General features: G+C 32.1%; 10 protein-coding genes. All 10 read right to left on the bottom strand.

Annotated elements, in window-relative coordinates; all coding sequences use genetic code 11:
• Positions 1–8: 8 nt before the first annotated feature.
• Positions 9–1175 (bottom strand): Ger(x)C family spore germination protein, encoded by a 1167-nt coding sequence (locus tag JHL18_RS12750; protein ID WP_200269714.1) that lies wholly within the window; start codon positions 1173–1175, stop codon positions 9–11.
• Between the two features lie 32 nt (positions 1176–1207).
• Complete coding sequence (locus JHL18_RS12755; protein ID WP_243277868.1) at positions 1208–2824, bottom strand: spore germination protein; 1617 nt, start codon at positions 2822–2824, stop codon at positions 1208–1210.
• Positions 2825–2926: 102 nt separating this feature from the next.
• Entirely contained in the window at positions 2927–3133 is a 207-nt protein-coding gene (locus JHL18_RS12760) for a hypothetical protein (RefSeq protein ID WP_200269716.1), read from the bottom strand.
• A 53-nt stretch (positions 3134–3186) separates the two neighbouring features.
• Positions 3187–4275, bottom strand: coding sequence for a GerAB/ArcD/ProY family transporter (locus tag JHL18_RS12765; RefSeq protein WP_200269718.1), 1089 nt, complete (start codon positions 4273–4275; stop codon positions 3187–3189).
• A 124-nt stretch (positions 4276–4399) separates the two neighbouring features.
• Positions 4400–5506, bottom strand: a complete 1107-nt coding sequence (locus JHL18_RS12770) for a Ger(x)C family spore germination protein (protein WP_200269720.1) — start codon at positions 5504–5506, stop codon at positions 4400–4402.
• Entirely contained in the window at positions 5503–6606 is a 1104-nt protein-coding gene (locus tag JHL18_RS12775; protein ID WP_200269722.1) for a GerAB/ArcD/ProY family transporter, read from the bottom strand. Before JHL18_RS12775 ends, JHL18_RS12770 begins: the two co-directional genes overlap by 4 nt.
• Entirely contained in the window at positions 6599–8065 is a 1467-nt protein-coding gene (locus JHL18_RS12780) for a spore germination protein (protein ID WP_200269724.1), read from the bottom strand. The genes JHL18_RS12775 and JHL18_RS12780 overlap by 8 nt, the downstream gene beginning before the upstream one ends.
• Positions 8066–8419: 354 nt before the next feature.
• The gene (locus JHL18_RS12785) at positions 8420–9202 is read right to left on the bottom strand and encodes an ABC transporter permease (protein WP_200269726.1); all 783 of its coding nucleotides are present in this window, start codon (positions 9200–9202) and stop codon (positions 8420–8422) included.
• A gap of 4 nt (positions 9203–9206) precedes the next feature.
• Positions 9207–10010 carry an ABC transporter permease gene (locus JHL18_RS12790; RefSeq protein WP_200269728.1) on the bottom strand — a complete coding sequence of 268 codons (804 nt, stop codon included), beginning with the start codon at positions 10008–10010 and terminating at the stop codon, positions 9207–9209.
• Positions 10007–10810 carry an ABC transporter ATP-binding protein gene (locus tag JHL18_RS12795; RefSeq protein WP_200269730.1) on the bottom strand — a complete coding sequence of 268 codons (804 nt, stop codon included), beginning with the start codon at positions 10808–10810 and terminating at the stop codon, positions 10007–10009. The genes JHL18_RS12790 and JHL18_RS12795 overlap by 4 nt, the downstream gene beginning before the upstream one ends.
• Positions 10811–10841 lie beyond the last annotated feature (31 nt).

Here is a 10841-nt window from a genome sequence, read left to right on the forward strand (position 1 = left end):
TGTAATAACTACTTTCCTTCAAAAGTTGCCGGCTTTGTAATCTTTCCCATTCTTCTTACTCTAGCATCTACCTTAACCTCAAACCTTATGCTCTGTAATTCTTTATCCCACTTCGTTTCAATTTGTTTCCACACCTTAGGTTTATATTTATATATAGTATCTCCAAATCCAAAGATATCAGCGCCTAATTCTTTCGATTTACTAAACGCATTTATAACTTCTTTTTCTATCTGCTTACTAGCAGTATCCTCTATAACCTTAATTATTTGGGGATCTGATAAGTCCTTTGAAGTGGTCTGCTCCATTATATCGCCTTCAGTATGTACCTCTAAACTCATATAAATGGTATCACCTTGTATTCTAGGCTTTAACTTAGATTTAGCTCTATTTATTCGTATAGTTACTTTTTCATTTTCATCAGGAGACTTTACTGAAATAGTTGCTCTCTTTATCTTATTTGTTCCCCACAATAATCCCATGGATTCAGCCTCATTAAGCTCCCCTATCATCTTATCTTTTGCAAAAACTGCAGTTTTTGCAATAAATGGTGTTTTACTCTTATCCTCATTCGTCTTTAGTTCAATTATTGGCATTACCGGCGCAGTGGTTTTGCTCATTAATTTAGAAGTAAAATCTCTAAAAGTTACTATAGGGAGCTGGGAAACATTCTCTTCGTTCTTTATTAGCTTTCCAATACTAATACCAGGGTTCTCCTTAACTCTTGTATTATTTTCTAATATATTATCTATATCATCATTGCTTACTAACATCCAGGTCAGCGGGCGCGTTTCTCTATTTCTCAGAAAAAAATCTATTTGTTCTCCTATCCCCTGATGCGCTAAGTCTCTTCCAAATACAACCACCTGGTTGTGAGCAAAAAAAAGCGTTCTATTATATTCTCTGCTTATATTTCTTAGAGCTACCGCCACTGTATTACCTTTTTGTTTAATGTTTACATACTCTTCGTTCCCCCCAACCCCTGAACTAGATTTCTCAGGCCGTGGCACCCCCACCTGTGCTATTATATTTAAGTCTTCTTCTTTACTATATCTACTAAGTGCAATACCAGTAACAATTCCCATCTTATTTAATTCTATCGAACTCCAACAAGCGGTAAGACTCAGTGACAGTAAGATACATATGAATAAAATGATTAAATTTTTCACATACTTCATAACTTCACCTCTGCATAAAACAAATGTCTAAATCAGTTATCTTTTTTATCATTAAATTGAGGTTTCATATTTTTCCCCTGCCTAAAAACATTTTTAGAGCCAATTTCCTTGGGTCTCTTATTCATCTTATAGATAGGTTCCCTTATGAAAGTATCTTTAATATCATCTTTAACCCTTGGAGCAAGTGGGGAGAAATATGGAGCACCAAAAGACTTTAACGATACTGCATGTGCAAATACTATCAGTATACCTATTCCTATTCCAAATATGCCCAGAACTGCACCTAATATCAAAAATATAACTCTCAGTATAGAAACAACATCTGTATACACAGGAATTACAAAACTTGACACTGCAGTAAGAGCTATAACTATTACTAACAATCCCCCAACAAGTCCAGCAGTTACAGCCGCTTCTCCAATTACTAAAGCTCCAACTATACTAACGGCCTGACCTACAGGTCTAGGTAGCCTTACACCAGCTTCTCTTAAAATTTCAAAGGTTATTATCATAAGTCCCGCTTCTACCGCAGCTGGAAAAGGTACTCCCTCTCTTCCTGCTGCCATAGTAAACAAAAGAGTTGTTGGAATCAGCTCCTGGTGAAAGGTAGATAGCACCACATAACTTACCGGAGCAAAAATACTTATGTAAAAGCACGCATATCTTAGCATTCTTAACATTGTTGCCATATAAGGCCTAGAGTAATAGTCTTCAGCACTTTGAAATCCTTCAACAAATAACATTGGTACGGTAAGCACAAATGGAGTTCCATCTACCAAAATGCACACCCTACCTTCCAATATCTTCGCAGCAGCAGTATCTGACTTCTCCGAATTTCCTATTGTTGGAAAAATAGTCTTTGGCTTATCTTCTATCAATTGTTCTATATATCCTGACTCTAAAATTGCATCAATATCTATCCCACTAAGTCTTTTCTTTACTTCCTCTACTAAATTTTGATCCACAATATCCTTCAAATACGCTATACATACGCTAGTTCTAGTTTGCTTTCCTATCCTTCTTAATTCAAACATTAGGTTAGGGCTTTTTATTCTACGTCTTAACAAAGCCATATTTGTAGCAATACTTTCTGTAAATCCTTCTCTTGGTCCTCTTACTACGGCCTCAGTCTTTGATTCTTCTACCCCACGATTTTCCCAGCCTTCCGAATGAATCATGAGAGCTTCCGATGAAGTATCTAGGATAAATACGGTTTCTCCAGACAAGCACGCATCAACTATTTCTTCTACAAAACTTGTTCTCTTTAAGTGAGCCACTGAAATCATATTTTTCTCTATAAAATCTATATTTAGCTGTATATTTTTCATGTTGGCAATCTTACTGTCATACATAAATGTTTTCATTATTGTATCATTTATAATAAAATTCTCATTAAGTCCTTCAACATAGATTACTGCCGCATTAAATTGCCCATTATCTCCAAATGAAAATTGTCTATATATAATATCTGAACTATCTCCTAATATATTCTTTAAATTATTTAAATTATCCGTTAGACTGTTGGATAATTTAGTCTTATCGCTTTCACTAGCTTGATCTTTAGACGGAGGCATATCATATACCTCTTCACTTTGCATAAAGTGAGTTTTTAGGTTACCTTTAATAACCCTTGCAATTTGTTTAAACATAAATTTACTCCTTATTTTAACATTGAAAAGTAAATTAATACCTTACTAACTATTAGTGATGATTTTACTGAAATAACAATCACTCTATACTATAAACTTTACTCATTTATCACTTTTTTTACACTTTAACTGTTTTACTTCAAGTATGAAACTCTCATCTTTATACTTAACCTTAAAGATTAAGAGAATCAATTCTGCAATTGTGTAAATAACTAATAACAACAATAAAATCCAAGTTGCAATTGTAAAAAAAGTTATATACCAGTCTCTTCCCTCAAAAAACTTTATCAACTTATCCAAAAAATACATCTCTTCTCCTTATAATAACCAAGTATTACTTTTACAATCCTTATATCATTTTCTTAATTGAACTCGATCCGTTTTTGCTTTATCCAATAAACTAGTAATAATATTAATGGAATTATATTGGAGTATATAAGCATGAAGTATGTAGTTTCAAAACTAGTGAGCCACTTATGATATGCATAATTAGGCTCAAAAGTAAGTACAAACCACAACTGATAACAACCTAGTAAAATTAAAGGAACTCTTCGATTTTTAATCTTAAAAATGATACAGATTATGTTGTTTATAGCGTTTAAATAGATAGTCATTTTAAAAAAACCGCCTATGAAGATTAGAACTACTCCTATTGCATCAATATTTGTTATGATACCTTCTATATTTATAAGCTTTATTGCCTCAATAAAAGGTATTGTAGCGATAGATGTATATCCAGCCCCCATTACACAAATATCCATCATAACAGAGCCGCATAATAGCAATCCTGAATAAAATATAACCTTCATTCCTGTTTTTCTCACTTTATCCTTCTCTATAGCATAACTCCAATACATAAAGAACACATAGGTCTCTCCAAAAGGAAACATTATTATTGGGGGTAATTCCTTCAAAACCGGCTTAATCCCATCTCCTAAAACCGGCAATAGTTCCTTAAAATCCACATTCCCAGATATATATGTAAAAATATATATAAATAACATAAAGAACATAATCACATAGAAAAATATCTCAGCTAATCTAGCCATTGTATCTACACCTTTAAGAATTATAAATATACTAATAGCTATAAATAAAAAAACTATTATTATTAAGGGTGTTTCCGGAAGTAATGTTATAATTATTAACTCTCCAAATTCCCTTGCATTACGTGATGCATGCCTGAAGAATGGGGAAATATACATTATTGACACTATTATCCCCAGCTTATTTCCTAATATCAATTTTATTATTTCTACATAATTTTTATCTGGAAACTTACTCTGTATTTCTGTATAAATCCACATATAAACTAAACCTATTATAAGTGCTATAAGTATAACAATCCATGCATCCTGTTTTGCTCCGATTCCTAATGCAAAAATCGTAGTACTTCCTATTTCGAATATAAACATAAGCGTAAACAACTGATGATTACTTAGTTTAGTCATATCTTTTATTTCCTTCTTTTGTCTTATTGATGTACCACTTCGTAATAAAATTTATATTTTTAAATTCTCTCACCAGAAGCCGTGAGAGTTTTAAAAATAGATTTATGTTCGAACTGGTACATCTTTAATAATCCCCTCTGCCGAGTCCAGTCAATTTTACTTTTACATTAACTACAACTTCCGATTGTGTTACAATCTTATCCCAATCATTACCATTATCTCTTCCATACTTAGAAGCAGCTACTCTCCCCAAGTCTAAGATATCTGCTTGATACTTACTTTTTATATCATTAATTAAGTCATTAGATTGTTTTTCTATTAAAGCTTTCATATCCTTCTCAAACAGTTTTATGTTTTTCTCCTTTTCATACATTTTTTTATAAACCTCATTTGACATAATCTCACCTTTTATGTTCAAATTGATTATGAATTTATACTTTCCCCCTTCTTTGGTGCATTTAATTTTTCTATTTGTGTTAGCCATCATATTTACATATTCATCTGCACTTTTTTGTAGAGTAAGTACTCCTTTAACATTATTTTCTTTTAACATATTAATCATTCTGGTTTCTCTGATATCAGCTTTACCTATCATCTTATCATCTTTAAATATGGCAAGTCCTGTGACTTTCACCTTATCTCCACAGGTTTCAATATATGGTAACAGTGCATTTCTACCTTCAGCATCCACTCTTACTATAAGATCATTAAGTGAATACTGCATTTTAAAGAAGTTGTACTCCTTAAGATTTTTAACCATATTCTCAATGTACTCTACTGAACTTTTATAACCTGGTATGTCGAAATTAAATAATTCTTCTGCTGTTCCTTTACACACTATACAAATAACCCTATCATTAAAAAAAGCATTATTGAAGTTTATATCAATCCATTCTCTTAGACCATATCTTGCTGTTTCTTCACTAAATGCATAAACACGCATTACTCCTAAGGTAAGCTTTTTATCGGACTGCAACTGTCTACTCTCTCTAGTTTGACCAAGAGTAGCACCTTTTCCAACTAAGATCTTCTTAGTTAGCTCCTCACTTCCTCCAATTGAATAAGTTAGAAGTGGTACACTATACTGAAGTTGTCCAGAACTTCTATCTATATCAGCACCTAACCCCACTGGAAGTTCTAGGTTCTCCACTAGTTCTCCTCTAGAGTTTATAAAAGACATTATAATTATTATAGAGCTAACTATGCCAACAAATATTTTACCTTTCTTCATTTACACTCCCTCTTTTCCCTCACATCCAATCGTTTCATTTTCACTGCAAATGCTGTTATAGTTATAAAAAACAAATTAAATAAAACATATATAGGTATAAGTTTACCTGTAATTTCTCTTCTCTCAGTGGTGTTTCCGTATAACAATGCCAACCCTAAAATTATAGGATACAGCACTACTGTGATTCTCTCCTTAGACACTTTAGTTATTATTTGACTTGTTCCCTGTATTATAGAATAGTAATAAGTTGACATACACTTAAGTATTATAAGAGCCCACAAAGACATAAATATAAATCTGAAGCTGTTTACAACTGGTATATTTATTGCATCAGTTAAGCCTAATACAGGCCATAGATATTTAGGTGATATCTCTATACCCAAATAACATATTGTAAGAAATACCGTCCATACATAAAGAAGCATTAAAAATATTATGCTTATAAGTCCATATTTAAGAAATCCCTCTTTCTTCCTCAAAAACGGATATATAAGAAAAACAACTTCAAATCCTGTATAAAAGAAAGCTGTTTCTCTTGATGCTTTTAAAAGATCCATTATTTTCACTTTAAATATTGGCATAATATTAAGTATTGTTCCATTTACCAAAGACCCAGATGGAATTAATATCAAAATAGCTGTTAGATAGAATAAAACTACATTTAATCTTCCCATAGGTTTTATCCCCTTGTAAGCTATATAAGCTGTAGCCAGTAAAGATATAGATATTATCTTAAAAAGATTTAGAAAATTAGTAACATAGGTTTTGAATACATTGGCGAAACCAGCCATCTCTGAGCTAAGTATAAATAAGAAGTAAGAAACAAATAAAATATTAAATATGGTTCCAAAGAACCTACCAAAGCATTTTTTGCTTATATTCAATATGTTATCTTCTGGGAACTTACTGCTTAGATACTTTGCAATTAGCAGCATATATATTGGATAGACAGCTCCAATTATGCAGCTTATCCATGCATCCTGCTTTGCGTATTTTATCAGGCCATTTGGAATATATAATATACCTACTCCGAGCATTGATGATACTAAGGTTAGAATAAACTCACTAGGAGTTAAAAATGCACCTCGCTCTTTATTCACTATCTTCACTTCCTACCTTACCTTCTCTTATAGAATTATTATTTGGAATAGATTGAGGCCTTTCATTTAACTTAGTATGTGGCGCTCTTATTAAAGTATCTTTTATATCCTTTTTATAAAAAGTAAAATATGGAACACCTAGGTTTTCTAAGGTGCATAAATAAGCTAGAAGGAAATACCACCCAACCGCTATTCCAAGCACTCCTAACCAATTTGCCATTATTGTCATAGGATAAGATATCAACCTAATTGCAAGGGTCATCTTATAATTTGAGATAGCAAAAGATGCTATTGTAGTAGTTCCAGCTACTAGGAGAGTTGCAGAACTCACAAACTTTGCCTTAAGAGCTGCATCTCCGATAATAATACCTCCAACTACGCTTAAGGTCTGCCCTATCTTGGTTGGTAGTCTAAGTCCACCTTCTCTAAGTAGTTCAATAGTTATTTGCATCGCAACCATAGACATAAAAGGAGTAAGTGCCAAGTCTCTTCTTGATTCAACTAAAGTCTTTATAAACTTTAAAGGTATCATTTCTGCATTAAATTTTATTAAGGTTATATAAATAGCAGGAAAGGTTATAACCACAAACGCAGCCCCAAATCTTAACAATCTTACAAAGCTTGAAATCAAAGTCCTACCGTAATAGTCTTCAGGGGTTTGAAAGAACTCTATAAAAGTAGTAGGGTAAGTAGTGATATATGGAGTACCATCTAATATAAAAGCAATTCTCCCTTCCATTATGTGAGATTGAATTATATCTGGTCTTTCAGAACCAAATGTTTGTGGAAAGATGCTGAAAGTACGATCCTCTATAAACTGCTCCATAATCCCATTAGCTGACATATAATCTACATCTATATCTGTTATCTTTTTTCTTAGTCTTTCTAAATACTCTTTATCAACAATATCATCTATATACACAATCGTTAAATCAGTTTGCCCTCTTCTTCCTAAAGTAAACATTTCAGTCTTTAGATGCTTGTCTTTAATTCTTCTCTTTATAATAGATATATTAGTTTGAGCACTTTCAACAAATCCATCTCTTGGTCCATTTAAAGATGTCTCATTAGGAGGCTCTTGTATATCTCTATATTTCTCTGAGACAGTATCAATCATTAAAAACTTGCTTGAGTTTACTAATATCAATACTGATTTACCTCTTTTTATTCCATTTACTACATTGTTTATATCAGTTTCTATAGCTGTGCTACTAACTACTATATATCTACTTGCTATATAATCTTCTATATTGTTATTGCTAGAGATATCCTCATTAATGTGAAGTAATAATGGATTTAATATATCTCTATCTATTATATTTTTATCCACAGTTCCAGTAAGATATAGTAGATACGCTTCAATCATATTCTGCTTTCCTAGCAAGAGTTTCTTCGTGATAAACTCTTCTGGATGTCCTAGTCTCTCTTTCAACTGGTTAATGGTATTTTGAAGGTCCATGATATCGCCTCCTACCTGAATATTACTTTTAGTTTATCCTTATAATAGACAAATATTTATGGTAAATTATTGTATATGAATTACCCTATTACTAATACTCATTTTATTTTTAAAAGCAATAAGAGATTTGTTATTACAATACACACTAGAAATGTGCATAAAAAATAAAACCACACCTATTAGGAATATTATTTTCCTATATATGCATGGTCTTATCTCAATATAAATTTATTAATACCTGTTTTAAATAAACTTAAGTCCATAAAACTATATACCTTTAATTTATAAAATTATCACAAAAAAATACTCTTTTACAACTTATAATCCACACTTGCTGTGCACAAAAACCATAAGTTATGATCCAGTGGATTTATAGTGTTTAACTCCAAATTTCCATAACATATAGCTCGGAATCCAAAATAAAGTAGCAGTCAAAGGGGAAATCATATATAAAATTTCATGTCCTTTGGATTTTCCTATGATATATAGAAACGGATAGTAATTGATAAATGCTAATGGAACTATAAAAGTAAAGAACTTAATCACCCACTTATTATAAATATTAAGTGGATACTGTGCTAATTCTCTTCCTCCATCAGTAAGTATATTCATAATTTCAAGTCCTTCTAAAGTAAAAAAACATATAGCTGCATATATCATAAAAAGCCCTGAGAATATACACACTCCCCCTAGAACCATCAATATTATTGTAATTATCTTAGATGCATCCCAGTGAACTGCACCACTTATAATAGCATATGAAAATACCGCTATCGCTTGTATAAGTCTCCCTACTCTAGTAAACTCAATTCTTGAACCTAACACTTGCAGGATCTCATTTCTTGGTCTAACCATTATTCTATCAAATTCACCATTAGAAATTATTGAAGAAAAAGAATCAAAACCTCTTGCAAAACACTCTGCTAAAGAATAAGACATGAATATAGTGCTAAAGCATAAAAGCACTTCTTTAAAAGTATATCCTTCAATATTTCCAAACCTATCAAAAAGAAAATACATACTTAGAAATGAAAAGAAAGTAGCCATTCCTTGACCTATAGTTGTTAAGAAGAAAGAGGTCTTATACTGCATCACAGACTTTAAATGCATTAAAAAATACTTATAATATAATTTCATTTCTCTACCCTCCTTGAACTACTACGTTTTTTAATGCTTTATTGATCATTAGCTTTCCTGATCCAACAAGCACTGTAAGCCAAATAAGCTGAAGTATTAGTCTGTATATGGCATCAACTGCTGAAACACTACCACTATATATTCTAAAAGGAGTGTTTTGCATAGATGCAAAGGGTAAAAAATTTATATACTTTGTAAACCAATCTGGAAGAAGGGGCAACGGAACTAAACCACCTGAAAGAAAATCAGCCAGCATCACTAAAACCATCCTAATTCCCATAGGAGATACAGTATACATGGTAAAAATATATATGAGCATGCAGTATGCTACTACTAATAAAAAAGCAACTAACATAGATATAATAAATAGTACTCCTGAAATAATTGAAACTGGTAAATGAAATCTATATGGTTCAGGTAAAATCATAGCAAAAATGATAATCGGAAAACACCTAAGTATAGCTTTTGATAATCTATTAGCACAGCTTCTACTAAACCAGAGATTATATAAATCTAGCGGTCTCACTAGTTCATACGCAACATTTCCACTAGTTATTAGATCGAATATATCATTTTCAAGAAACCAAGTCATAAATAGAGCTAGAAAGGCTTGCTGCAACCATATATAACTTGAAAGCTGAGTAAAATTCATAGGTAGGTTTTTGGCACCACTTCTGTAGAAGGCTTGATATAGCATTATATACATTAAGCCCCAGGCAAACTGAGTTATAATTCCTGCAAAAGCTGCTGATCTATACTGTAATCCGTTTATAAACCTTATCCTAAAGAAAGATATATATCCTCTCATATGTTGTACTCCTTGTACATCTTAACTACAACTTCATCTATATTAAGTTCTCCGTCATTATTAAATCTATCTTTTAAATCCTGAAGCTTTCCGTCTAAAAGAACTCGCCCTTTCCCTATAAGTATCATTCTTTTAGTTAAAGCCTCAATATCCTGAGTATCATGGGTAGTTAGTATAACGGTAGTCTTCTTTTCTTTATTTATTTCTTTTATGAAATCTCTTACTGCGATTTTTGAAACTGCGTCCAAACCTATGGTTGGCTCATCTAGAAATAATATCTTGGGGCTATGAAGAAGTGATGCTGCTATCTCACAGCGCATTCTTTGGCCTAGGCTTAGCTGCCTGGTTGGAGTTTTGATTATATCTTTAAGATCTAAAAGTTCTGTAAGCATATCTTTATTACTTTTATACTCGCCATATGGAATTTTATATATATCCTTTAAGAGTTCAAAGGAATCAACTACAGGTACATCCCACCATAACTGAGATCTCTGCCCAAAAACCACACCTATGTCTTTCACATACTCAACCCTATTTTTCCAAGGAACCTTTCCATTTATAACACAACTTCCACTATCAGGATTTAATATACCACTCATTATCTTAATTGTAGTACTCTTACCAGCACCATTAGGTCCTATATAAGCAACCATCTCTCCTTCAGATATATTGAAAGAAATATCTTCAAGGGCATTTACTAAATCGTACTCTCTTCTAAAAAGCGATTTTAAGGCTTTACTAAACCCAGGATTACGTCTAAAGACCTTAAAAGATTTAGAGATATTTTTTAATTCTATCAACCTTCTATCCCTCCATTCTTATTTATATTAT

Origin of the sequence: Clostridium yunnanense, from assembly GCF_016595795.1 — a bacterium.
GTDB lineage: Bacteria > Bacillota > Clostridia > Clostridiales > Clostridiaceae > Clostridium_AR > Clostridium_AR yunnanense.